This is a genomic window from Desulfitobacterium nosdiversum, from assembly GCF_049860565.1.
Classification (GTDB): domain Bacteria; phylum Bacillota; class Desulfitobacteriia; order Desulfitobacteriales; family Desulfitobacteriaceae; genus Desulfitobacterium_A; species Desulfitobacterium_A nosdiversum.
Genome location: NZ_CP172056.1, coordinates 1,479,959 through 1,506,006 on the forward strand (window position 1 = coordinate 1,479,959; position 26,048 = coordinate 1,506,006).

Genomic DNA, 26,048 nt, shown 5'->3' on the forward strand with positions numbered 1-26,048 from the left:
GTTATCCCTCCCATATTCCGTCTTTGATCATACAAGCCTTGATGGTTTTCCTTCCTCTATGTAGGTAGGTCTTAACCGTCCCGAGTGGAACATCCATGATTTTGGCGATTTCCTCATACTTCATACCCTTCATATGCCTCAGAACGATTGCCATGCGTTCTTCCTTTGGAAGGTTCTTTATCGCATCTTCAAGCGCTTGTTTTGTATCCCGGTAGAGGGTTTTACTCTCCGTATTATCTGGGGAATGAATAAGGTCTTGAATCTCATTTCCATCTTCAATCGCCTGATTAAGGGATAAGGCTTCCTTTCGGTCTCTAATGAAATTTAAGCACTTATTCACGGTGATTTTTTTAACCCAGGGAAGTAGCGAAAATTCTTCCTTAAAACTATCTAGAGATTTATAAATAGACACGAAGACTTCTTGGGTTAAGTCCAGTGCATCCTCTTTATTTCCGGCATAATGATAAGCAATGGTATAGACATATTTTTTATACCGTTCATAAAGTATTTCGAGCCCCTGATGTTTGTTCTTTTTATAGACTTTAATGAGGGTTGCGTCTGAAGCATCCAAAGCAACTGACCATCCTTCTAAAATTCTCGCTTGTTTATTAATACACATGATATCTTAAAAAGTTTTAGTCAGAAAGAAAAAGATTAAGTTTTCCTTTGTCCAACAGGCTTGGACTAATTTAACTCCTCCTTTCATAAACATTATTTTAGAAGGGAGGAGTTTATCTATGTTTGATAAACTTTCAAAGAACGTGGGAGAAGTTTTAGATTTTCCGCCGGATGTCGCAGGCAACGGCCCAAAGATAACGATAACTGGACGTCGGGAGATCCTTGTTGAAAATTATACGGATATTATTGAATTTACGACGGAAGAGATTCGATTAGGAACGCTTGAAGGGGAACTTTGTTTAACAGGTCAGGAGTTTGTTCTTAAGACTATATTAGCAACAGAGCTTCGTATCGAAGGGGTACTCCATTCTCTAAACTTTCAGGGAGGGAGTGAAACCTAATGCCTTTTAATCTTGGCCTCTTTTATAATGGAAGGATTATTTTTGCTGCTCGTGGAGATCAACTGGCCCTCTTTGTCAATGAAGCGATAAGGGACGGGATTGTCTTTTATAAAACACAAAAATCGGAGCGAGGACTGCGAGCCCAAGTCAAAATTGCTGATTTTAAAAAATTGCGCCGTGCCGCTCGTTTAACGCATACGCGTGTCCATATTCTCGCAAAATATGGCTGGCCTTTTATTGCTATGCGCTGGTGGCGCAGAAAAACCCTAGTTGCGGGTATTCTTATGATCGGGATAGTGCTGGCCTCCTTATCCCAAATGGTTCTCTCCATTCATGTGGAAGGCAATAAGGTGATCCCTAAAGAGCAGCTTCTTCAAAGTGCCGAAAGGCTCGGGCTTAAAACATGGGTCTGGCAAAAAGATGTGGATAATCGTGGGATTGCTAAGGCTTTAGTTGAAGAATTTCCCGATGCAGCCTGGATTGGCCTTGAAAATCAAGGAACACAAATTACGATTAACGTGAAAGAAAAAATACGTCCTATTGTTTTAACGGAGCGGGGAAATCTTGTGGCCAGCAAAGCCGGAATTGTTCAGGAACTGATGGTTATACAAGGCACACCGTTGGTGCATGAGGGGGAAACGGTGAAACCCGGTCAAGTTCTGATCCAAGCTCCTGCGAAGATAGAAAATCCAAGTGCTAAGCCCAAGTCGGGAACGGTATCTAAGCCGAATCCGACACTGCCTCAAGCTATTCCCGCAGCGAAAGGTTTCGCCCGTGCACGGGTTTGGTACAGTGCTGAAGCTAAGATTCCTTTAATTGAAGACAAAGTTGAAGAGAGCGGCCGAAGTGCTAAAGGTTGGGGTATAAAAATCGGCAATCGAGTCATAATGGTAACAACACCAGAATCACCCTTCTCTCAGGTAACAAAAGAAGTTAAGAATCATACCCTAACTTTGGGAAGGAATTGGCATTTTCCTGTCGAAATACTATCCGTTGATTATAAAGAATTAAAGACCGTTCATCTTGAACGGACAAAAGCGGAAGCTCAGCAGATTGCAGAGAAACAGGCTAGAGAAGAACTCCAAACGAGGATTACTCCCGGAGCGAGTATTATTGAAGAGACGGTGCGTGTACTAGCAAGCAGTGGTGATATAGAGAGAGTACGTGTCGAGACCGAAACGTATGAAGATTTAGCAGTATACCCAAATTCGTAATGGAGGCGAAAGATTGACGAAAGAATCTAAGCTTATTTTGCAAAATACAGCTGAAGCTATGAATCTACTCGGTTTAGAAGATGCTCATTTGCGGCTTTTAGAAGGGAGTTTCGGAGGACGGTGCATTGTTCGCGGGGGAGAAATGACCCTGTCCGGTGAGCCGGAGGAAGTCGAAAAGATGGAAAAAGCCGTTAACGAGCTGTTGGCTATGGTTCGGAAAGGTCATAATTTGACGCCTGCGGATGTTCAGTATATTATTTCCCAAGTTGAAGAAGGTCAAGATTCCGGAATGGCAGATCGACTGGCACGGGTGATTGCAATGACTCACAGAGGCCGTCCGATCAAAGCCAAAACGTTAGGTCAGGCAGAGTATCTTGAGTCCATTGACAAAAATACCATTGTTTTTGGAATCGGCCCAGCGGGGACCGGTAAAACGTATTTAGCTGTTGTTATGGCTGTGCGTGCTTTACGGGCTAAAGAAGTGAATCGAATTGTCCTGACACGTCCCGCAGTCGAGGCCGGGGAGAAGCTGGGTTTTTTACCTGGAGATCTTCAGGAAAAAATTGATCCTTATTTAAGACCTCTTTATGATGCCTTATATGATCTGTTAGGCCCGGAGACGGCTCAGCGGTATGTCGAAAAAGGGACCATTGAAATTGCACCGCTGGCCTATATGCGCGGCAGAACTCTCGATGATTCTTTTATTATTCTCGATGAAGCGCAAAATACGACTCCCGAACAGATGAAGATGTTTTTAACACGGTTGGGGTTTGCTTCCCAAGCGGTTGTAACCGGAGATGTCACTCAGGTTGATTTGCCCAGAGGACATTATTCAGGCTTAGTCGAAGTTCAGAAAATACTAAAGAATATCCCGGATATTGCCTTTCACTATTTTACAGCAGCCGATGTCGTGCGCAATCCACTCGTACAAAAAATTATCCAGGCCTACGAACAAATAGAAGAGAGAGAAGGCCGGCGGAATGCCACCTAGGTTTCCGCTCGTGAAAGAAGGATGCATTTGAAGATTAGAGAACTGTGGCCTTTAAAACCCATGGCTAATCTAAAGGGGAACACCACTGAGCAATCGATCATTGCCGTTGTGGTGTATTTTCTGCTATTTACCTTTCTATTATCCTCCGGTTTATTTACTTCAAAATTACCTGTCGAGTTGGGGCAGCCAAGCCCGCAGCTGATTAAGGCTCCCTGGACTAAAGATATTGAGGATTTGGATAAGTATAAACAAGAACAGGATGCAGCGGCTAAAGCGGTAAAACCCGTTTATAAGCCTGATGAAGATTATTTGTCCAATATTGCCCGTGATTTAAGCAAAGCGTTCGGGGCACTTCGGGACGCGGTTAACACGAAAGAAGACGATGCGGCCAAGATTGCCAAACTGCGCCAAACAACTCCTTTCGCGGCGCTGCCGGACGGGGTTTTGGCGAATTTAATTAAGGCATCTCCACAGCTTTTGGATGAGAAAGAGCAGCTGGCTACTCAAATCATTATGGGCAACGCTCGGGGAACGGACACCGGAGCACATGATCCCGGTGAAGTGGCTGCGCTCCGGGACCGTATGAAACAGGATATTGATAATGCGCCGCTGACAGATCAATTCAGGGTTTTTCTACAAGGATTTGTGGATTCAAAGATTACCCGTCAAACGTTGGTTATCGATGACCAAAAGACAGAAAACTTGAAACAGGCGGCAAGAGCATCGGTAAGGCTTGAGGTTCATAGTTATAAGGCAGGAGAAAAGATTATCGGGCCAGGAGAAATTGTTGATGAGAGTGTGATGCGCGCACTGTCCGCTTATGGGTTGGTAGAAAATCTTAACCCTTGGCGTTCTTTAGGGGGAATAGCGCTTATTGTACTGATCAGCTTACTAACCATGGTTCTTTATGCTCGCCAATACCGACGGCATATCCCTCAGCTCCTGCCGAAGATGATTTTAGTGGGATTAAGCATTGCCCTTGTTCTGGTTATTGGGAAAGCGATTGTCGCCTTAAATTTAGGGGGCCCGGAGTTTAATTCACTTGCCGGAATGCTTATCCCTGCGGCTTGGGCAACGATGACAATAGCAATCTTAGTTGATCCGGAAACGGCTATGTTAAGCTCCATTATCTTGGCTATCTATGTTGGAATTTTAGCCGATCCCGTTGTTACAACTTCCTTTGGTTTACAAGTTGCTTTGGTTGCGCTATTTAGTGGGGTTATAGGAGTATACAGCGTTTCACGCTTAAGTCAGCGTTCGGATTTGGCTCGAGCCGGGTTTAATATTGCTGCTGTTAACTTTTTAACGATAAGCGGGATTGCTTTGACTTCAGGAATGAAGCTTTCAGCTTGGGCTGTGGGAATATTGCTTGGGGTTGTGAACGGATTAGCTTCTTCCGTTCTAACTGTGGGCACACTGCATTGGTTTGAGGCAGGTTTTCATATTACTTCGGCGATTCGGCTGCTCGAGCTTTCAAATCCCAATCGGCCTCTTCTTAAACGCTTGCTGGTTGAGGCACCGGGAACCTATCATCACAGTATCCTTGTTGGAAATTTAGCCGAAGCTGCGGCAGAAGCTGTTCAGGCAGACGCCATCCTCGTAAGAGTCGGTGCGATGTATCATGATATTGGGAAGCTGAGACGCCCATACTTCTTTATTGAAAATCAATTTGCGCAGGATAATCCACATGATAAAATAGCACCTACATTAAGTGCGCTCATCATTACCTCTCATATTAAAGATGGATTAGAAATGGCTCGAGAGGAAAAATTACCGCAAATGATTCAAGATATTATTGCTCAGCACCATGGGGACAGCTTGGTAAGTTTTTTTTACCATAAGGCCATTGAGGAAAATATGGAAATTCCAGAAGAAACGTTTCATTATGAAGGACCAAGGCCCCAAACGAAAGAAGCCGCACTTGTTCTGCTGGCAGACAGCGTAGAGGCAGCAGTCCGTTCAATGAAACAGGCGACTCCTGGACGGATTGAAGGACTTGTTCGTAAGATTATTAAAAGCAAATTAGATGACGATCAACTGAATCAAAGTAATTTAACATTCCGGGATCTTGATAAAATCGCAACCGCATTTGTTCGCGTTCTCAGTGGAATATTCCATTCGCGTGTAGAGTATCCAGAATTGCCTCAAACACATAAAGCAGATAAGACGGTACCCGTTCTTGCGGAAGCCCAGGAAAGTGTTTCCGATAATGAGGAGGATACTTCTAAGGCCCCCGAAAAAGAGGATGCAAAAGAAACCTCAGAACTGCCAAAAGAAGATAACAGCTGATTAAATTACCGAAGAAATAAGGATAATATCTATAAGCTAAGAGTGAAAAAACAAGATAGCAAACCTTATATGTGTTGATATGAAGGGAGGGAGGAGTTGCCTTGAATGGGTAACTCCTAGAATTTGTTATTAGATATTAATTGGGAAGAACAAACGATTCCAGAGTCTGAACGTGAACGGCTTCAAAAATATTTGGAACGGGGAATTTCTGAAGCGATTCAAGCTGCAGATGGCTCTGAAGAGGCTGAAGTCAGTCTTACGCTAGTGGATGACCCGCGAATTCACGAATTAAATCGGGAGTACCGAGGGGTTGACCGACCGACGGATGTTCTTTCCTTTGCCCTTCAGGAAGAAGCCGAAGATGAGCCCGAAATTATGGATTTTGAAGATGAAATCCTCGGGGATATTATTATTTCTGTAGAGAGAGCAAGAGCTCAGGCGGAAGAATATGGACATTCCTTTGAGCGGGAACTGGTTTATCTTGCCGTTCATGGGACGCTGCACTTGCTTGGGTATAATCATGAAGTCGAAGCGGATAAAGCGGAGATGCGGCGCCAAGAAGAAACAGTAATGAGCCGAATCGGCCTTTTGAGAGACTAGATGAGGGATTTATGGGGAAATATTCAGAAAAGCATTCAAAGAACCGTTCCTTTTGGGTTAGTTTAGGCCAGGCCTGGAGGGGAATCCTTTATTCCTTTAAAACTCAAAAACACTTTCAGTTCCATATCTTTGCCGGAAGTATTGTCATTATATCGGCTTGGTTGACACAGCTTACTCGTTTGGAATGGGTGCTGCTGGTCATAGCGATTGGCTGCGTGCTGGCGGCAGAGGTGATTAACACTGCAATTGAGCTTGTTGTAGACCTTGTACAGCCGAATTATCACCCGATAGCGGGAATGGCAAAGGACGTTGCTGCAGGCGCAGTTTTGATTGCGGCAATTCAGGCTGTGGTTATCGGCCTTCTGATTTTTGGACCGCCGTTAATGCGCTGGATAATGAAAGGTGTATAGTTTTTTTAAAAGCATTTCGTATGACCTTGGTAAGGAGGAGGTAAATATATGGAACATCTTTTGGACATGACACCAGAAGTGCAAAAAGAACTTATTCGTAGGGCACAGGATGCCTATTCAAAAGCCTATGTTCCGTATTCGCATTATCCTGTGGGGGCTGCAACCCTATGGGCTTCGGGAAATATTTTTTCAGGCTGTAACGTCGAAAATGCGAGCTATGGACTGACCGTGTGTGCGGAGCGAAACTCTATATTTCAAGCTGCAGCTCATGGAGAAAGAAAGCTTAAGGCAATTGCTATTGCAGTTCCAACAGAAACCTTCCCTTCTCCCTGTGGAGCCTGCCGTCAGGTTCTGCGTGAATTTGCCAGAGATTGCCGGGTAATTCTTGTAAATGGACAAGGACAGACACGAATAACCGATCTTAAAACGCTGCTTCCAGATTCCTTCGGACCAGAATATTTAACCGAGGAATAATCTCGTGGAAATAAGTGTACTAACTCCCTGAATGATATCTTAATTTTAGAGCATACTATGAATTTGAAATCCTAGATGATTAAGGTTAAGAATTCAAAGGGAAAGGGTTAATTCATTAGATATTTTTTTAGGCTGCATTAAATGAAGTTAATAATGATATAGGGATAGGAAAACTCCCTGAATAGAATGAGGAAGTGGAAAACAGCGTGAATTATAGTAACCCATCTCCGGGATTCCGTTCTGGATTTGTTTCCGTGATTGGAAGACCGAATGCCGGCAAATCAACTCTTCTTAATCAATTGCTAGAACAAAAAGTTTTGATCATGTCGGATAAACCCCAAACCACACGCAATAAAATTCAGTGCATCTTTACGGAGGAACGGGGACAAGTTATTTTTTTAGATACTCCGGGAATTCATAAACCAAAGCATAAGCTTGGGAAATTCATGGTGGATGCCGCCCTTGAATCCTTGCGTGAAGTGGATTTGATTTTATATATGGTTGATGCTTCCGCTGAATTTGGAAGCGGAGAAGAATATATCATCAATGCCGTAAAGCAGGTTAAAACTCCATGTATTCTGGTTTTGAACAAGATTGATCTTTTGAAGAAAGAACAAGTCCTTAAACTGATCCAAGACTATTCAAAACTGGCCGATTTCTTGGCGATCGTACCCATATCGGCCAAAACGGGTGAGAATAAAGACGAATTGTTAAAAGTCATCTTCAGCCAATTACCGGAAGGACCAATGTACTATCCGGAAGATGAAGTGACAGATCAGCCGGAGCGTTTTATTATGGCTGAGCTTGTCCGGGAAAAAGTGCTCCAATTGACCCGAGATGAGGTTCCCCATTCGATTGCTGTTGTAGTCGAATCGGTGGAGGAAAAAGCAACCTTAGTTAAAGTCAGAGCTCTCATTATTGTTGAGCGGGATTCACAAAAAGGTATTATCATCGGCCAAGGTGGAAAACTCTTAAAAGAGATCGGGCGCTTGGCACGCCAGGATATTGAAACCCTGCTGGGAAGCAAAGTATTTTTGGAACTCTGGGTCAAAGTAAAGAAGGACTGGCGCAATCGAATTGACAATTTGCGTGAGCTGGGTTATTCAGATCGAAAATAAAAGGGAAAACTGAAAAAAGAGAAATAGGTCAAACTATACTAGCTAAGAAGAGTGGATAGATGAAGGAGGTTAATCAAATGAATCTAGCGGGTATGATTGATCATACGTTGTTAAAGCCAGATGCGACAGAGAAGGATATTGTTCAACTTTGCCATGAAGCAAAACAACATCAATTTGCAACGGTTTGTGTTAACGGGTCTTATGCTCGAACAGCAGCGAAGCTGCTCCATGGTACCGGCGTAGGTGTCGCTGTGGTCGTTGGATTCCCTTTAGGGGCGACTTTGACCGAGATTAAAGTTCAAGAAGTTTTTGCGGCAAAGGCCCACGGTGCTCGTGAAATTGATATGGTTATGAACATCGGTTGGGCTAAGTCCGGAGACTGGATAGCGGTTGAAAAGGATATTGTTCGCGTGGTTGAAGCGGCTCATTGCTGTGGAGTTACGGTTAAAGTGATTATTGAAACATGCTTGCTTAATGAAGAGGAAAAACAAAAAGCCGCGGAGATCGTTAAACGTTCCGGCGCGGAATTTATCAAAACTTCCACAGGATTTTCTAGCGCCGGTGCAACCGTTGAGGACGTCCGTAACCTCAAGGCCTGGGTAGGTGAAGGGGTTAAGGTTAAAGCTTCAGGAGGAATTCGGAGTCGGGAATTTGCGCTGCAGCTTGTAGAAGCTGGAGCAGAGCGTATTGGGGCAAGCGCAAGCATAAAAATTATTTCTGAGTCATAATGAATTCAATATTTTTGCATCAGTTGAAGGGTATTTTCATAAAACACGAGTGAAGAGAATATGGATTTAATCAATGACAAATAATAAGAGGTGTTATCGTGGGTGTTTACCAAACGGATGCGTTAGTGATTCGAAGCCGGGAATATGGGGAATCAGACCGATTGCTGACGCTTTTTTCACGAGAACAGGGTAAACTTCACGCTGTGGCTAAAGGGGTTCGAAAGCCTAGAAGCAAGCAAAGGGCTGGGGCTCAACTTTTTACGTATGCCGACTTTTTGCTTTATCACGGAAAAACGCTGGATACCATAAATCAGGCAAGCCCGAAGGAAAGTTTCGCTTTTTTATGGGGTGATCTTGAAAAAAGTCTTGCTGCTTCTGCTATTGCGGAGCTACTGGATATAGGAACGCTTCAGGGACAACCTTATCCAGAATTATTTTCGCTGACTTTAGCCGGCCTTTTTCTTTTAGAGCAGTTCGATCCTGCGATAGTGCAAGCTGCCTATACCCTGAGGTCGCTCACATATTTAGGCTACCGCCCGAAGCTGTCTGAATGCGCAGAATGTGGGCGGCCCATCAAAGAAAACCGCATTTTCTTCAGCCCTGAAGATGGCGGTGTCATTTGCGGTCAATGCTTAGGGGATAATGCAAGGTTGGGACGTTGGCTTTCTGCGGGGAGTCTTGCTTTTATGAGGCAGCTGATATCCGTTGACCTCGCAAAATTGGATCGATTACGATGGAATGAAGGAATGAAAAAAGAGATATTAACAAGCCTTCAATTCTTAAGTGAACAGATTTTTAATCAACGATTGAAGTCCTGGAGTATGGGGAGCCGCTTGGCAAATGTGGGACAAAACCAAAGCGGAAAGGACGGTCACGTTGATGAGCGAAGTAATTTGGACGGAACTGGAGAAGATTGACGTGCTGCGTGAGCGCATGGGGGTAAGTTATGAACGTGCGCGCGTATCTCTTGAAACGAATCAGGGAGATCTTATTAAAGCTTTAGCAGAACTTGAAAAGGAACAAAGCAAAGCGGAAGATGGATTTGCCGGAAGGTTTTATGGAGGTGTTAAAGAGCAGATGAAACGGCTTAATAAAACGCAGCTGAATCTAAAGCACGCTGATAAAACAGTTCTAAGTATTTCAGCTCCTTTAGGAATGGCTTTAGCATATGCTATTTGGAAGCGCCCAACGTTAAGAATGTTCGGGTTGGTCGGTGCAGCAACAGCGGCAATCAACAACTACGAACTGGAAGTAGATACTCGCGCCAATCAGGATGAGGAATGGGATGATGAGTATCCCTACGATATTCATACGGAGATCATTCCTGGCGACGATGCAGTTCTAAGCAAAGAACCGGAAATCAGCGAATAAGCTAATTTCCTGCAGTCAAGAATATGATCAGGCATAGCGGGTAAGATATTCAGTTAAGAGATTTGACAGAAGGAAACGACCGGAATATAATAATTCCAAATTGACATTTCAGTGCAAGGATGAGCAGAAGATTTGATGATCCCTAAAGAGAGCCTGGCAAAGGTGGAAGCTGGGCGGGTTGAAACGAATTGGGGCAGCTCGGAGCACTTTAAACGAAGGGGATCCTTAATTAATGGATCAAGCAGGGTGGAACCGCGGGAATTAACTCTCGTCCCTGTAGCATTATGCTACGGGGGTGAGAGTTATTTTTGTTTCCAGGCCTATTACTCGTTTTTAAAGAAGTTCTTCACAGTGTAATGGGCAATTCTAAAGAGGCCTTTTCTTATCCATTCAGGCGAGGCGTTCGCCGACCAAACTAGGACTTAAACTTGATTCTAGAGAAGGGTTCCCGCCAAAATCGCCATCCTGGCTCACTTGGCGGCAGAGCACTTCCATGTGCTCTGCCCGCTGAAGCTACAGTCCAAAGTTTAAGTCAAGTTTGGTGAGCGCCTTACTTAAAGGCCTTCATTCCTAACAAAAGGCTCTTTTGGGTCTTTAAGAGAAAGACGGTAGTCAGGAAACGATTTTCTTTGGAGCTTAAAATGGGTGCTTTTATATTGGTAAATCAAATAGGCCCTCAAGCGTAGCTTCTCGCACAGGAGCGAACGATTTTGCGGAGGGGCGATCAGGCGTACGATGCTTCAGTGGGGTAGCGGCGCCAGGGTTAACATGCAGAAAGCAGCGGGGTTTGGCAGAGCTCCCGCGGAAGCAAGTGTGCCAGCCCTGGAGTGCTAAGTACGTGAGTCTCCGGTGGAGATTCACGCCCGAAGGTGCTGAAGTGCGCGAAGCTACATGACCCAAACTATTATTTCTATCTTTAAAAGTAACTATTAGGAGGTTAACTTATGAAATTTCAAGATATGATCTTGACCCTGAACACGTTTTGGGGTGAACAAGGCTGCATTTTAGCACAGCCCTATGATATGGAAAAAGGTGCCGGAACCTTTAACCCGAACACCTTTTTAAGAGCTCTGGGTCCAGAGCCTTGGAAGGTTGCTTATGTCGAGCCTTCTCGGCGTCCGACCGACGGCCGCTATGGTGAGAACCCGAACCGTTTACAGCATTACTTTCAGTATCAAGTCATTTTGAAACCGTCCCCGGATAATGTGCAGGAGCTCTATCTGCAAAGCCTGGAACGCCTGGGAATTGATGTGAAGGAACATGATATCCGTTTCGTTGAGGATAATTGGGAATCACCGACCTTAGGGGCGTGGGGTCTCGGTTGGGAAGTATGGCTGGACGGAATGGAAGTCACTCAGTTCACGTATTTCCAACAATGCGGCGGAATTGACTGCAAGCCGGTTTCCGCTGAAATTACGTATGGTCTGGAAAGACTGGCGACGTATATTCAAAATAAAGAGAGTGTTTTTGATATCGAGTATGTCGGAGACGTAACCTATGGGGATATCTATCTGCAAAATGAGATCGATTACTCCCACTATAATTTTGAAGTTGCAGATGTTGAAGCACTCCAAACCTGGTTCGATATGTATGAGAAAGAATCCATTCGTGTAGTGGAAAAAGGGTTAGTCATGCCTGCTTATGATTATGTTCTTAAATGTTCACATGCCTTTAATCTCCTGGATGCCCGGGGCGCGATCAGCGTTACGGAACGAACGAGTTATATTGCACGGGTCCGCAATGTGGCTAAGCTTTGTGCTCAAGCCTATGTAGAGCAACGGGAAAAGCTTGGCTTCCCGCTCCTCAAAGATCAATCCGGCAAGGAGGTTAAGTAAGATGGCGAAAGACTTTTTATTAGAGATTGGAACTGAAGAAATTCCTGCAAAATTTGCTCCTGGGGTGCTGCAACAGCTTGAAGAAAAAGCCCGGAAGCAACTGCAAGAGCTTCGTCTGGATTTTGCGGAATTAAAGGTCTATACAACTCCCCGCCGGATGGCCATGCTCATTAAAGATTTAGCAGAAAAACAAACGGATTTAGAGGCTGAAGTCAAGGGTCCCGCTTTTAAGGCTGCTTTTGATACCGACGGAAATCCCACAAAAGCGGCTCAAGGGTTTGCGCGGGGACAGGGTGTAGACCCCAAGGACCTTTTTGTTCAGGAATTAAACGGTGTTCCTTATGTTTATGCCCGTAAATTTGAAGCCGGAAAACCTGCGTCAGAGCTTCTCGCTCAATTTTGTTTGGATTTGATTACCGGCCTTCATTTTCCGAAACCGATGCGCTGGGCGGATCTGGACTTCCGGTTCGCCCGGCCGATTCGCTGGATTGTCGCTCTTTTTGGGACCGAAGTCATTCCATTTGAATTTGTAGGATTAACTTCAGGCAGAGTATCCAGGGGGCATCGTACTTTGGGTCATGACATTGAGATTAAAGAGCCGGCTCAATATCTTGAGAGCTTGCGCCAAGTCTTTGTTATGGTTGATCCGGAAGAACGCAAAAAGGTGATTTGGGAGCAGATTCAAAAATTGGCACAGGATGCCGGGGGTACTGTTGATGAAGATGCAGAGCTGCTTGAAGAAGTGATGCATATTGTTGAGTATCCGACGGCATTGATGGGTGAAGTTGCAGATAAATACATGCATCTTCCTGAGGCGGTCATCACGACTCCCATGAAGGAACACCAACGGTATTTCCCAGTACGCAGCAAGTCAGGAAAATTGCTGCCTCATTTCATCACAGTCCGCAACGGGGGAACCCATGCATTGGACAAAGTTAAAGCAGGCAATGAAAAGGTTCTGAAAGCTCGTTTGGAGGATGCGGCATTTTATTATCGCGAGGACCAGAAACAGCCGTTGGCCGAGTTAGTCGGTAAGCTTGAGAAGATTGTCTACCATGATAAACTGGGGACAGTTCGCCAACGTGTTGAGCGCGTGCGCAGCCTGGCTCGTCAAATTGCCATACAGTTAGGTCTTGGTGAAAAGGAAAAATCATGGATTGACCGGACAGCCTTGCTCGCAAAGGCCGATCTTGTTACCTTGATGGTTTATGATTTCCCTGAGCTGCAGGGAATTATGGGTGCCGATTATGCAGCTATCAGCGGAGAACCGCAAGAGGTAGCGACCGGTATTCTGGAGCATTATCAGCCTCGCTTTGCGGGAGATGCTCTTCCTGCTTCTTTAACGGGTCAGGTCGTCAGTATCGCGGATAAACTGGATGCGATTGTTGGAGCCTTCGGCATTGGCATCCAGCCTACAGGATCTCAGGATCCTTACGCGCTTCGCCGTCAAGCCCAAGGTATTGTCGGTATCTTGATCGATGCAGGCTGGGATATTTCTTTGAAAAAGCTTTTTGCTGAATCCTATGAAAGCTTTAGCCGGCAGGGTGTAAAACTTCAGCCTCTAGCTGAAATTCTTCCGGCGCTTCATGATTTCTTCCTGCAGCGTTTACGCTATGTTCTTCAAGAGCAGGGCCTTCGTTATGACACGGTCGATGCGGCATTGACAAACGCCGGCGATAGTATGATGCGGACTGCGAAAAAGGCTTCTGTACTTGCTGAAAAGCGTGAAACGGCTGAGTTTGTTCCATATTCGCAAGCGTTCATCCGCTGCCTAAATCTGATTAAGAAAGCAGAGACTCAGGCATTGAATCCTAAAGATTTGGTTGATCCAGCTGAAATTGCCCTATCGGAAGCCATTTCTCTGCGCAAGGAACGCTTTGATAATCTCGTAACCTTAGGCGAGTACAGCCAGGCCTATCAAGTTGCTTCAGAACTCATCCCGTATATCGAGGATCTATTCCAGGCCGTTATGATTATGGTTGAGGATGAAAAGCTTAAGCAAGCTCGCTTAGCCCTTCTCAGCGAGTGTGTAGAAATGCTTGGATGTCTTGGCAACTTGAGTTTGTTAGCATAATAATACTTGAAATTCGAGAATTAGACTTTTTAGACCGAGGCGTCCAGTCTCGGTTTTTTTTCCATTTTCAGGAGGAGATCTGTATTTCACATAGAAATAAATATAAGGTTGTAATAATTATGGGAGGAGAGTAAGATACATGATTTCTTGTAAAAAAATAACCGGAGCTGCGTTAAGCCTAGCATTACTTCTTACCTTACCCGGGTGTACCCCAAATGAACAGGCCGTTTTTGATGCTTCTATGAAAATGCAAAAAGTGCATTCGATGCAGGAGCATACAACGATGTCTTTTGCATTAAGCGGCTCGGGGTTTGAGCCGGCGGTTCAAAAACAAGTAGATACTACGGCCGCGCTGCTGAATTCGGCTAAATTGGATTTAGATGCAAAAACAAGCGGCAATGAACAAAAAACGGTTGTTAAATCACAAGTCAATATGGACTTGAATGCACAAGGAATAAACATCAATATGCCTATTTGGGTCGATATGGATATTTCGGGAAAAGAGCCGAAACTCACAGAAATTATTAAATTTCCTCCGTTTGCAGCAGCATCTTTACCCTCACAATTTGCTAAAAAAGAATATATGGTTATGAACCCGTATAATACAAAAAACGTTCCAATGGACAATATTGACTTTGCAAAATTTATGGAATTCAATACAACTTATCAAACAAAATGGATCGATTTTCTAACGAGTTATTCGCAGCGGTTTAATCCAAATTTAAATGTAACTAAGGTTTCAACAAACGGGGATAACTCGGTTCAGAAATATACCCTAAAACTTAATGATGCAGAATTAAAGGAATTTATTAATTATACAGTCAATAACTTTGCACAGGATAAAGAGGCTATGAATTTTCTAAAGGACCTTATGACTACAATGATTGACATAAGTAAAGATACGGATAAAACGAAGAACTTAAACGATCTCGATCAAGCGTTTAAAGAATTAGACACAAGTATACCGCGGTTTTTAGCGCAATTTAATGCAGTGATGAGTCAAATCAAGAATGTCACCTTTTTAGGGGATAAAGGTCTGGAATTGAACTACACGATTTCCGATGGCTACATTATCCAGAAGAGCGGCATGCTTAATTTAAGAGTTGATCTCGCTCAAGTCAATAAATTAGTGAGCAGTTTAAGCGGACAACAAAGTGCAGCTGCCAATGACCAAGGGGCATTGAATCTAACCGTTAACTTTAATACGGATATTACAGGGATAAATGTTCCGACAGATATTCAAATTCCCGAAGTAAACAAAGATAATTCCTTTGATTATATGGATTTCCTCACGGTCGTAATGACTCCGCACCGTTTAGCAGGACTTGATAGATATCACACAGCAAGGACTATTGCAGAAGACTATAATAAGGGAATAGCTAAAAACATCATCTTAGCATCTGGAACTAACTTCCCCGATGCATTATCCTCAAGTATATTGTCTAAGAAGCTTGATGCTCCGATTTTGCTAGTAGGCTCCACAATTGGAGAGTCTTCAGAGGCATTAAGTTATATAACGGCTCATTCCGACCAAGATACAAAAATATATATTATTGGCGGGACGGGCGTAATTAGTGAAGCTCTTGAAAATGAAATCATAAAGGGTGGTCATGCAACAGAACGCCTGAGCGGTCTGGACTTATATGAAACCAATATAGCCGTTGTTAATAAAATTGGTGCAGAGTCCGGAACACCGGTAATTGTAACATCGGGCGAGGATTTTCCGGATGCCTTGAGTGTTTCCAGTTTCGCAGGGTCAAATCAGTATCCCATACTCCTTGTAGGCAAGAACTATCTTTCCGAGAAAACCCAAAGCTATATTTCGACGATTAAACCTTCGACAGTTTACATTGCGGGTGGAGTATCCGCTGTTTCACAGTCACTGGAAGATCAAATTAAGGTATTAGTGCCATCAACAACGGTTAAGCGCTTAGCCGGAAGTGATCGGTTTGTTACAGCAGGTGCAGTTATAAGCGAGTTCGCTGACAACCCCAATACAGTTTATTTAGCAAACGGGTTTAATTTTGCTGATGCACTTTCAGGCAGTGCTTTAGCAGCAAAGACAGGCGATCCAATTTTGCTGATTGACAATAATAGTGAGACTCTTCCGCCTGCTGTCGAAGCCTATCTGAAAAAGCTTCGAGATGCAGGGAATAGTCCTATAGTTCGTACATTGGGCGGAGAGGGTGTTGTATCGGAGCGTCTTATTCAAGAGGCCCAAAATATTCTTCGGTGAATTTAACTTAACTAAAGAAATTATCACTAGTCCACACTTTAAATTGAAAATATAATGTTTCAGGGGGTTCAAAATTGGTTGGAGTGCTTTTGGCAATGTATCCAATTTTATGAACCCTCTTTGAATTTAAAGATCCAACTGAAATTAATAACAGGAATAACCTTTTCAGGAATAAAAAAATATTTTCTTTTAAATAATATATTAGCAGGAAAAACTGAAATTGTATGGAATAATTATGGGTATATTGTAAATTAGTATGTCACATTTAAATTGCTCAGCCTAATTATTAAAGCTTAAACACGAGAAAAACAAAAGATAATCTGAATTGGGGTGAATGGGTTGGAATTGACGGAACGTCAAGCGCGTATAGTAGAAATAGTTAAAAATTCAAGTCCAATTACGGGTGAACAGATTGCGGCTCAGTTGGATTTGACGCGAGCTACCCTGCGCCCTGATTTAACGATACTTACGATGGCGGGTGTTTTAGAAGCTCGTCCGAGAGTCGGATATTTTTATCGCGATAAGCATGAACCATCACCATTATTATTACGGTTACGGCAATTGCGTGTTGGAGATTTTAAGTCCATGCCGGCAGCAATACGTGCGAATATAAGTATTTATGATGCTATTGTTACCATGTTTACACAAAATGTGGGTAGCCTTATTGTGGTGGCTGAAGACCATGAACTCTTAGGAATGATTTCACGGAAGGATCTGCTTAAAGCAGCCTTGGGGAAAACGGAACTTCAGCAAGTCCCGGTAGGTGTCATTATGACTCGAATGCCCAACATCATCATGACGACGCCGGACGAACCTATTATTGATGCTTCCCGAAAATTAGTACAGCATCAAATTGACACCCTGCCTGTTGTCGAAGCTTTTATCGATGAGCAGGGTGATGAACGTTATGAGGTTGTCGGACGGTTTACGAAAACGAATGTGACCAAGATCTTAGTGCAGATCGGAACACTGGGTCAGTAGTATGGGGGTGTTTGAGTGACAAAGGAAATGCCGGTTATTTATGTGATTTCAGATGCCTTAGGGGAAACCGCCGAATTTGTGAGCCGCGCATCAGCAGCACAATTTATTGGGGTACGGACCCGGATTCGAATGGTTCCTTATGTGCGGGATGAGGCTCATATTGATGATATTATCGAAGAGGCTATTCGTGATCAAGCCATTTTGGCCTATACTTTAGTTTTGAGCAAGCTGCGTCTTTATTTAGAGAAGAAGGCCATAGAAAAGAATTTACGAACAGTCGATATTTTAGGCCCTCTTTTAAAATTACTGTCTGAAGAGACAGGGATGGAACCAAGCAATATACCTAATATCACTCACCGAATGGATGAACAGTATTTTCGCAAAGTCGAAGCAATTGAGTTTGCAGTAAAATACGATGATGGAAAAGATCCTCGTGGAGCGCTTTACGCTGATGTTGTGCTTATTGGGGTATCCAGAACCTCAAAAACACCGCTCAGTATGTATTTAGCGCATAAAGGGATAAAGGCTGCTAATATTCCGCTAGTGCCGGAGGTGGCTCCACCTTCGGAGTTATTTGAAGTTTCTTCACAGAAAGTTGTAGGATTAACCTTGCGACCCGATCATTTAAATACGATTCGAACTGCACGTTTAAAAAGCTTAGGCTTAGGGGCCTCTGCCGATTATGCAAGTTTGCAGCGTATTGTGGAGGAACTCGAATATGCCCGAGGCATTATGCGTAAGATTGGATGCCCAATTATCGATGCCACGGGAAGAGCTGTTGAAGAAACAGCGGCCTTAATTTTAGAAATTTTATACAAGGGGGAGCGAAATGTCTAAGAAGTATGTGTACTTATTCCGGGAAGGGAAAGCCTCCATGCGCGATCTGCTGGGGGGAAAAGGGGCTAACTTAGCCGAAATGACCAACATTGGATTGCCTGTTCCGTCAGGTTTTACGATTACTACGGAAGCCTGCAATGAATATTACACAACAGGTGGTCAATTCCCGGAGGGACTTTGGGATCAAATAAAACCTGCTTTAGGAAATGTTGAAGAATCAACAGGAAAAACATTTGGCAACCCCGAAGATCCGCTTCTCGTTTCAGTCCGTTCTGGTGCAAAGTTCTCTATGCCCGGCATGATGGATACGATTCTTAACTTAGGTCTCAATGATCAAACAGTCCGTGGCTTAGCCCATTCTACACAAAATGACCGCTTTGCCTATGACAGCTACCGCCGCTTTATTCAAATGTTTGGTAATGTTGTACTCGAAATTGAGCATCACTTTTTTGAAGCGATCCTTGATGAAGCAAAATCTAAACAAGCCGTTACCTATGATTCTGAGTTATCGACGGACAGCCTTAAGTGGGTTGTGGAAGAGTATAAAAAGTTAATTCAAAAAGAAACCGGAAAGCCATTTCCTCAAGAGCCGATTCAGCAGTTAGAACAAGCAGTTCTTGCCGTTTTCCGCTCCTGGAATAATGATCGCGCTATTGTTTATCGGAAAATCAATGCTATCCCTGATGATATCGGAACAGCCGTCAACGTTCAGTCAATGGTGTTCGGAAATATGGGAAATGATTCGGGAACGGGTGTTGCCTTTACCCGCAGTCCTTCAACTGGAGAAAAAGCACTCTTTGGTGAGTATTTAATGAATGCTCAAGGGGAAGACGTTGTTGCGGGCATTCGGACGCCTCAACCGATCAAATCTCTTGAACAAGAAAATAAAGCGATTTATGATCAGTTTGTCGATATCGCTTCTCGTCTTGAAAATCATTATCGTGACATGCAAGACATCGAATTTACGATTGAAAAAGGGCGTCTCTTCTTCTTGCAAACGCGTAATGGCAAACGGACAGCTCCTGCTGCGATTCGTGTTGCCGTAGAACTCTGCCACGAAGGACTTATTACGAAAGAAGAAGCGATTACACGGATAGAACCCGGACAACTTGATCAACTTCTCCATCGCAGAATGGATGCTAACGCTAAACTCGAAGTTTTAGCAAAAGGTTTGCCTGCATCTCCAGGAGCTGCATCAGGCAAGATTGTCTTTGATGCCGATGATGCAGAGCGCCTTGGACATAATGGTGAAAAAGTTATTTTGCTCCGTACAGAAACAACACCGGATGATATCCATGGAATCTTGGCGGCACAGGGAATTCTAACCAGCCGCGGCGGAATGACAAGCCATGCTGCAGTTGTTGCCCGCCATATGGGGAAACCGGCTGTTTGCGGTTGTGAAGCCTTAAAGATTGATTATACTGAACATAACGTAAGCATCAACGGTGTTGTATATCCTGAAGGAACTGAATTATCTATTGATGGAGCTACAGGCCGGGTCATCAAGGGAGCTGTTCCGATGATTGATCCTGAGCTCAGTGAAGAATTCAAGGAATTGCTGACGTGGGCCGATGAAATTCGGAAGTTAAGGGTTTTAGCGAATGCCGATAATCCTAAAGATGCTCAAAAAGCACGCGACTTTGGAGCTCAAGGAATTGGATTATGCCGGACAGAGCACATGTTTATGGATCCGGCACGGATTCCGATCGTGCAAGAAATGATTCTTTCCCAAACCCTGGAAGAACGCGAATTAGCGCTTTCTAAGCTTCTTCCGATGCAGGAGGATGATTTTTACGGTATTCTCAAAGCGATGACGGGTTTGCCGGTAATCATTCGTTTGCTTGACCCGCCGCTTCATGAATTCCTGCCGAATGTTGAGGATCTCGTTGTTGAAATAACCAAAATGAAAGTAACCGGAGCAAATCCCGAAGAGCTCAAAGAAAAGGAAGCGCTCTTAAGAAAAGTTCGTGCTCTTGCAGAGTTGAATCCGATGCTCGGACACCGGGGTTGTCGTCTCGGCGTAACCTTCCCTGAAATCTATGCAATGCAAGCTCGGGCCATTTTCCAAGCGTCTGCTCGCCTTGTTAAAGAAGGATTTGAAATTCATCCGGAAGTTATGATACCGCTTGTTATTCATGTTAAAGAATTAGAAATGCTGCGTAAACTGACTGAAGACACTGCTCAAGCTGTTATGAAGGAGCAAGGCGTTAGCTTCAAATATAAAGTCGGAACTATGATTGAAGTTCCGCGTGCGGCTCTGACGGCTGATGAGATTGGTAAAGTTGCAGATTTCTTCTCCTTCGGAACGAATGACCTCACGCAGACGACCTTAGGCTTCTCTCGTGATGATGCAGAAGGTAAATTCCTCCCGGCTTATCTAGACAAAAAAGTCTTGGCTCAAAATCCATTTGCCGTTCTTGACCGTGATGGAGTCGGCAAATTGATGAAGATGGGTGTCAAGCTTGGCCGTGAAGTCAATCCTGAGCTTGAAGTCGGTATCTGTGGAGAACATGGCGGCGAACCTTCATCTATCGAGTTCTGCCATTTACTTGGCTTAAACTATGTTTCCTGCTCACCGTTCCGTGTACCGCTTGCTCGCTTAGCTGCTGCTCAGGCGAAGGTTAACAATCAGGACTAATCCGAAATAAAACAAATGACCAAGCGTAGACTGTAAACCGAATAAACTAGGTATTTAGACTAATTCTATTCTTAAAAAAGAGGGTATTGGAATTTCGATTTTGAGTTCCGATACCCTCTTTTTTATTAAAGTCTGTTTCTTGAACACAATAAAAATGGCTTTGTTGCATAAATTTTATGACAAAATACGAAAGTATCGCATAGGTTGATTTATTCACCTCATATCAACTACAAATCCATTGTATTCCTTCAGTCGCCAATTAAAATAGAAGTAGAGGTGATTCGTATGAAGGAAATTAATATTTCAAAAGTAATTGTGAATAAGCGTAAGGAAAAGGGTATCACACAAGATGAACTTGCAAGTTATGTGGGGGTTTCTAAGGCATCTGTTTCCAAGTGGGAGACGGGGCAAAGCTATCCTGACGTGACCTTTCTTCCACAGCTTGCAGCATACTTTAACATCAGCATTGACGAATTGATGGACTATAAGCCTCAAATGACAAAAGAGGATATTCGTAAGCTATACCGGAGATTGTCAGCGGATTTTGCATCAAAATCGTTTGATACGGTGATGGAAGACTGCCGTCAGATCATTAAAAAATATTTTTCGTGCTTTCCCTTGTTGTTACAAATGGGGATACTGATGCTCAATCATGCGGGTCTCTTAAAGAACCCGAAAGAATCAGCATCTTTGATTGAAGAAACCAAGGCTCTTTTTATTCGGGTCAGGGAGGAAAGCGATGATGTGTCACTGACAAATCAGGCTTTGTATATGGAGGCCCTGTGTAGCCTTGCCGTTGGTGATCCAAATACTGCGTTGGCACTACTGGAAGGGAAAAACGGACCTGCGATGCCTCCTGAATCAATTTTGGCTTCTGCTTACCAGATGATGGGACGTGTTGAGGATGCAAAAGCAATTTTACAGGTTGGGATTTATCAGAATATAGTTATCCTGTTCAATTTTTTCTCCGCTTACCTAATGCTATGTGCAGATGCTCCTTCAAAATTCGACGAGATGCTGCGGCGTGCACTTGTCATAGCGGAAGCGTTTGACATGAGGCACCTGCACCCCGCCGTTACGGTCGGTCTTTATCTATCTGCCGCACAGGGATATATTACACAGAGAAATCACGATAAAGCACTTGAGATGCTGCAGAAGTACACAGAACTTGTTACAAGCGATATATTTCCTTTACGTTTGCAAGGAGACACCTTTTTTGACCTGTTGGATAGCTGGCTGGATGATCTGGATTTGGGTACAGATCTTCCACGAGATGAAAAAACAATCAGACAAAGCCTCGCGGATGCGGTCATCCATAATCCGGTATTCTCAGTGCTTTCAGAAGAGCATCGTTTCCAAAGTATGATTGAAAAGCTGCAAAATAACTGCACTCAATTCAATTGATGGAAGGGATAAGGAGGAAAGTTATCATGGAGAATGTGAAGACGTCAACAAAGAAACGGCTGATTATATTTGTTGCACTTACAATCGTCATCGGGTGGATTATTTTTTCTCTAATACCGCTCTTGGGACTAACCTATGGGAAAGGTTTGGCGATACCAATTCTTGCAGTAGCTATGTTTACTCCTGTATTAAGTAGCATATTGACAAGGTTCATAACAAAAGAAGGCTTTCAGAATATGTATCTGCGCCCGAACTTTAAGGGACATATCAGAGTTTATCTGCTTGTTTTCTTTGGCCCAACAATTTTATTGCTTTTGAGCGGTTTGGTTTATTTCCTTATTTTCCCCGGAACATTTGACCCTGAACTCACAGTGTTAAAAACAACGATAACTTCAAGCGGTAGGGCAGGGATTTCCGCATTTAATATGCTGATCCTAACGCTTTTAACGGTCATTATCATTGGACCGGTTATCAATATTATTCCAACACTGGGAGAAGAACTTGGCTGGAGAGGGTATCTTCTTCCCAAATTGCGTGAGTTTTTTTCTGATAGGACCGCATTAGTTATTACCGGAGTTATATGGGGAGTATGGCATATACCGGTTATCGTGATGGGGCATAATTATGGAACCGACTATATGGGTTATCCATGGCTTGGTATTTTGGCTATGATTGTATTTTGTGTTGTATTGGGAGTTATCGAAGGCTATGTAACAATCAAACTGGAAAGCTGCATTCCTGCTGCGATGATCCATTCGACGCTGAATGCAGGTGCAGCACTTCCGATTTATCTGGCAAAAAGCGGCTATAATACTCTGCTTGGCCCGGCGATCACCGGTCTGGTTGGTGGGCTTCCATTTACTATTTTAGCTGTTATATTGTTTATAAAGGTAGGTAATCAATGGAGTAAGGGCAAAGGTGCATAATGATAATAAGAAGTGTTCCGTAATAACAAAAAATAGTGATTCGTCCTTTCTGATAGCTGCTGCACAGGTCGCTGTAACCAATAAGGGGCAATAAAAGGAATAACTAGTATATAAAGCTCTCAAAGTCTTATACTCCAAGGTTTTGAGAGCTCCCTATGTCCATGGAGGATTGGGCAGAAAGGCTTGATGGATTTTTGGAGTTTAATGGCAACGAGATTTTGACCGATGCGGGTAAAATCTCGCATGAGCAAGCAAAACTTTACGCCGAAACGGAATTTGAAAAGCACCGCATTATTCAGGATAGGCTATTTGAGAGCGATTTTGACAGGTTTATTGAGTTGGAGAAAGAGGTAGACCGGGATACACTGAGTATTTGAAACTATAATTCTATAATAATAGGGCATTGGAACTTAATTTTAAGTGCCAATGTCCTTATTTTTATTAAAAGCTAATTTCTTAAAACTTAATAATAAAGGTTTTATTAGTTAATATTTTCTTGACAATGGAATCCTTTGGAAATAAAATAAAGATATTATATGAACCATATCATTATATGAACTATGTATATAATATGATCTTATTTGAGGTGAAATCGTAATGAAATTAAGAGATAAACAAAAGGCTGAAGTTAAATCAGCTCTCCTAAGAGCCGGTGAAGAGCTTTTCATGACAAAAGGATTTACGGAAACAACAATTGAGGAAATTACTGCAACAGCCGGGGTAGCAAGAGGAACCTTTTATAATTATTTTCAGGCAAAAGAAGATTTAGCTCTGGAGTTGCTTTATGAGACGGTCGAATTAACACCAGAGCAAGTTGATGATTTTTTTATAACCACTTCAGGAACAGTTAATCAAATTCAGGCAATAATTACTACTTCCGTCGAGTGGGCTATAAAAAGACCAGAGCTCTTCATGGTCGCCTTGATAGAAAAGATGAAGCGCGGATTAACACCAGAACATTCGAACGGGAATCTTTTCCGGAAGATGATAACTGAAGCTTTCGAACGTGGTCAGATTGCTGGAGTTGTAACGAAAGAACGATGTCCGCAGGATCTAGCTCACGATATTGACGGGTTATATATGGTTCACATGGTGAGATGGTACTATTATGGCAAAAAGAACGATCTCTTATCTACTCTTCTATCCGCAGTCAACACTTACTTATCAGGTGCGTTAATAAAACACTAAATAACTGGGGGAGGTAGAAAGTTATGTCTCTTTGGGAAGCTAAGGGGTTTTGGATACGAGATAATATTCATTGGCCAAGACCGATATCCCCGCTTTTTGTCTCTTATGGACTCATTCCTGTCGAAGTCGGTTCAGCAAGTGCTTTTGAGGAATGGTCTATGCTTACAGTTAAATATGCCTATCTTGTTCTTCATGGATATGTCTTTCAACGTTTTGAGCCCATTGGGGGAGATACTCCGCCGATTATGGAGCGGTTTCCAGTCCTCTTCAATTTGTGGCGGATTAACCCAAAGCTCCGCAGCCGGGTCTTGGGTTTGGAAAAGTTTCTTAACGAAAAAGGGTTTGAGAATCACGTTCACGCATGGAGGGATGTATGGGAGCCGGAAGCACAGAGGCGTCTCGAGCCGATCCGTAATTTTGATCGGGTAAACGCGAGTTTGCAAGAACTGGCCAATCACCTTGATGCTATGACTTTTTATGCTGGGCTTGGAATCCTCATTGCAAAATAGTTGCGATGGGTATGTACTTTCGTGAGTGTTGGGTAGAGGTGTGTAAAAGACTTTTTAATTTAACGGAATTTGAAGCTTATGAGTTGATTCAGATTAATGATCCCGCTGTATTTATGGCGACGAATCATCTCTTAACCTTGGCACGGCGTGCAGCCGCAGACCCGGCGGTCAGCAATATTTTATCCTTACCGAGTGAAAAAGCACTCAAGCAGCTATCCAATACTTGGTTTAAGCAAGAGCTCGATCAATTCTTAGATTCTGAAGGTGATCGGCCTGCAGATAGTTTTGAATTCGATCCTACGTGGAGAGAAATGCCAGAAATGGTAGTTGGGATTATTAAGGGGTTAATGGATTCTGATAATTGCACGACCGAAGACTCTGATTTTCAAGCATACCGGCTTCAGCGAATCAAGGAACTCCGTAAGACTTTAACAGGTAAGGATCGAGAAAAGTTCGATACCTGGCTTGAATTAGCAGAGCAAGCTCAGCCTTTAAGTGAAATTCATGATTACTTATTAATGAATGTTCCTCTTAGTCATACGCGTTATGATGCAATTGAAGCCGGCAGAAGATTTGTTCAAGAAGGTATTCTTGATTGTCCAGAGGACACTTTATTCCTATACCGGGAAGAATTACTTTCTGCCCTTAGAGGAAAATACAAGCTTGCTAGCTTAAAAGAACTGGTGGATGAGAGGAAGACCGAACACATCAAAAATTTCTCGTTAGTGCCTCCACAAACCATTGGAAAGATGCCAGCCGAACCCTTTTGGAGTGCATTCCCCCCTATTGTTGCAGAGATGGGTAAGATTTTAATGAAACAAACTTCCCTTCGTGAAACGGCACAGAGAGCACAAGAGTTATCTCCTGAAGGAGAGTTGTTCGGTACCCCAGGTTCTCCAGGAGTTGCCGAAGGACTCGTGCGAATTATTCATACGGCCGAGGAGTTCCACTTAGTCCAAGAAGGAGAGGTCTTAGTTTGTCCGTTAACTACTCCGACTTGGACGGTACTGTTTCCCTATGTAGCAGCTTTAGTCACTGACTCAGGTGGAATGTTATCCCATGCAGCGATTGTTTCTCGTGAATATAGACTTCCTTCTGTAGTTGGAACAATTAATGGAACAAAAATATTGCATAATGGGCAACGTGTTCGTGTGGACGGAACGGCTGGGAAGGTTCAAGTTCTTGATTGAAAATAGATTTAATGGA

General features: G+C 43.4%; 22 protein-coding genes and 1 pseudogene. 22 read left to right on the forward strand and 1 reads right to left on the reverse strand.

From position 1 onward, the window contains the following. Position 1: 1 nt before the first annotated feature. Positions 2-619 carry an RNA polymerase sigma factor gene (locus ACHOLT_RS07040; RefSeq protein ID WP_425806805.1) on the reverse strand — a complete coding sequence of 206 codons (618 nt, stop codon included), beginning with the start codon at positions 617-619 and terminating at the stop codon, positions 2-4. A gap of 118 nt (positions 620-737) precedes the next feature. On the opposite strand from ACHOLT_RS07040, the gene ACHOLT_RS07045 reads away from it, so the two are divergent. From ACHOLT_RS07045 to ACHOLT_RS07150, 22 genes and pseudogenes are all read left to right on the forward strand, one after another. Continuing rightward, a complete protein-coding gene (locus tag ACHOLT_RS07045; protein ID WP_425806808.1) occupies positions 738-1,019 on the forward strand; it encodes a YabP/YqfC family sporulation protein in 282 nt (93 codons plus the stop codon). Beyond that, entirely contained in the window at positions 1,019-2,233 is a 1,215-nt protein-coding gene (yqfD, locus tag ACHOLT_RS07050; protein ID WP_425806809.1) for a sporulation protein YqfD, read from the forward strand. The genes ACHOLT_RS07045 and yqfD overlap by 1 nt, the downstream gene beginning before the upstream one ends. A gap of 13 nt (positions 2,234-2,246) precedes the next feature. Next, a complete protein-coding gene (locus ACHOLT_RS07055) occupies positions 2,247-3,224 on the forward strand; it encodes a PhoH family protein (protein WP_425806812.1) in 978 nt (325 codons plus the stop codon). A gap of 27 nt (positions 3,225-3,251) precedes the next feature. Continuing rightward, positions 3,252-5,513 (forward strand): HD family phosphohydrolase, encoded by a 2,262-nt coding sequence (locus ACHOLT_RS07060; RefSeq protein WP_425806814.1) that lies wholly within the window; start codon positions 3,252-3,254, stop codon positions 5,511-5,513. A gap of 123 nt (positions 5,514-5,636) precedes the next feature. Then, on the forward strand, positions 5,637-6,113 hold the full coding sequence (gene ybeY / locus ACHOLT_RS07065) for an rRNA maturation RNase YbeY (RefSeq protein WP_425806816.1): 477 nt from the start codon (positions 5,637-5,639) through the stop codon (positions 6,111-6,113). Positions 6,114-6,124: 11 nt separating this feature from the next. Further along, positions 6,125-6,523: a diacylglycerol kinase family protein gene (locus ACHOLT_RS07070; protein ID WP_425806819.1), complete on the forward strand. Its 399-nt coding sequence runs from the start codon at positions 6,125-6,127 to the stop codon at positions 6,521-6,523. A 48-nt stretch (positions 6,524-6,571) separates the two neighbouring features. Beyond that, a complete protein-coding gene (cdd, locus tag ACHOLT_RS07075) occupies positions 6,572-6,997 on the forward strand; it encodes a cytidine deaminase (protein WP_425806821.1) in 426 nt (141 codons plus the stop codon). Between the two features lie 206 nt (positions 6,998-7,203). Further along, positions 7,204-8,115, forward strand: a complete 912-nt coding sequence (gene era, locus ACHOLT_RS07080) for a GTPase Era (protein WP_425806824.1) — start codon at positions 7,204-7,206, stop codon at positions 8,113-8,115. A 77-nt stretch (positions 8,116-8,192) separates the two neighbouring features. Further along, on the forward strand, positions 8,193-8,843 hold the full coding sequence (gene deoC, locus ACHOLT_RS07085; RefSeq protein ID WP_425806825.1) for a deoxyribose-phosphate aldolase: 651 nt from the start codon (positions 8,193-8,195) through the stop codon (positions 8,841-8,843). Between the two features lie 98 nt (positions 8,844-8,941). Next, on the forward strand, positions 8,942-9,760 hold the full coding sequence (gene recO, locus ACHOLT_RS07090) for a DNA repair protein RecO (RefSeq protein WP_425806827.1): 819 nt from the start codon (positions 8,942-8,944) through the stop codon (positions 9,758-9,760). Next, complete coding sequence (locus ACHOLT_RS07095) at positions 9,723-10,214, forward strand: DUF4342 domain-containing protein (protein ID WP_425806829.1); 492 nt, start codon at positions 9,723-9,725, stop codon at positions 10,212-10,214. Before recO ends, ACHOLT_RS07095 begins: the two co-directional genes overlap by 38 nt. Positions 10,215-11,158: 944 nt before the next feature. Then, positions 11,159-12,049, forward strand: a complete 891-nt coding sequence (glyQ, locus tag ACHOLT_RS07100; protein WP_425806830.1) for a glycine--tRNA ligase subunit alpha — start codon at positions 11,159-11,161, stop codon at positions 12,047-12,049. A gap of 1 nt (position 12,050) precedes the next feature. Next, a complete protein-coding gene (gene glyS, locus ACHOLT_RS07105; protein ID WP_425806832.1) occupies positions 12,051-14,123 on the forward strand; it encodes a glycine--tRNA ligase subunit beta in 2,073 nt (690 codons plus the stop codon). Positions 14,124-14,262: 139 nt separating this feature from the next. Continuing rightward, entirely contained in the window at positions 14,263-16,359 is a 2,097-nt protein-coding gene (locus tag ACHOLT_RS07110) for a cell wall-binding repeat-containing protein (protein WP_425806834.1), read from the forward strand. Positions 16,360-16,698: 339 nt separating this feature from the next. After that, the gene (locus ACHOLT_RS07115; RefSeq protein ID WP_425806835.1) at positions 16,699-17,340 is read left to right on the forward strand and encodes a helix-turn-helix transcriptional regulator; all 642 of its coding nucleotides are present in this window, start codon (positions 16,699-16,701) and stop codon (positions 17,338-17,340) included. 15 nt (positions 17,341-17,355) lie between these two features. Continuing rightward, entirely contained in the window at positions 17,356-18,177 is an 822-nt protein-coding gene (locus ACHOLT_RS07120; RefSeq protein WP_425806837.1) for a pyruvate, water dikinase regulatory protein, read from the forward strand. Continuing rightward, positions 18,170-20,815 (forward strand): pyruvate, phosphate dikinase, encoded by a 2,646-nt coding sequence (gene ppdK / locus ACHOLT_RS07125; RefSeq protein ID WP_425806839.1) that lies wholly within the window; start codon positions 18,170-18,172, stop codon positions 20,813-20,815. The genes ACHOLT_RS07120 and ppdK overlap by 8 nt, the downstream gene beginning before the upstream one ends. Positions 20,816-21,100: 285 nt before the next feature. Continuing rightward, positions 21,101-22,219, forward strand: a complete 1,119-nt coding sequence (locus tag ACHOLT_RS07130) for a helix-turn-helix domain-containing protein (RefSeq protein ID WP_425806840.1) — start codon at positions 21,101-21,103, stop codon at positions 22,217-22,219. A gap of 26 nt (positions 22,220-22,245) precedes the next feature. Then, complete coding sequence (locus tag ACHOLT_RS07135; RefSeq protein WP_425806841.1) at positions 22,246-23,145, forward strand: CPBP family glutamic-type intramembrane protease; 900 nt, start codon at positions 22,246-22,248, stop codon at positions 23,143-23,145. A gap of 161 nt (positions 23,146-23,306) precedes the next feature. After that, the gene (rhuM, locus tag ACHOLT_RS07140; RefSeq protein WP_425806842.1) at positions 23,307-23,522 is read left to right on the forward strand and encodes a RhuM family protein; all 216 of its coding nucleotides are present in this window, start codon (positions 23,307-23,309) and stop codon (positions 23,520-23,522) included. A 220-nt stretch (positions 23,523-23,742) separates the two neighbouring features. Continuing rightward, a complete protein-coding gene (locus ACHOLT_RS07145; RefSeq protein WP_425806844.1) occupies positions 23,743-24,333 on the forward strand; it encodes a TetR/AcrR family transcriptional regulator in 591 nt (196 codons plus the stop codon). Between the two features lie 23 nt (positions 24,334-24,356). Next, positions 24,357-26,032: pseudogene (locus ACHOLT_RS07150) on the forward strand (PEP-utilizing enzyme). Positions 26,033-26,048 lie beyond the last annotated feature (16 nt).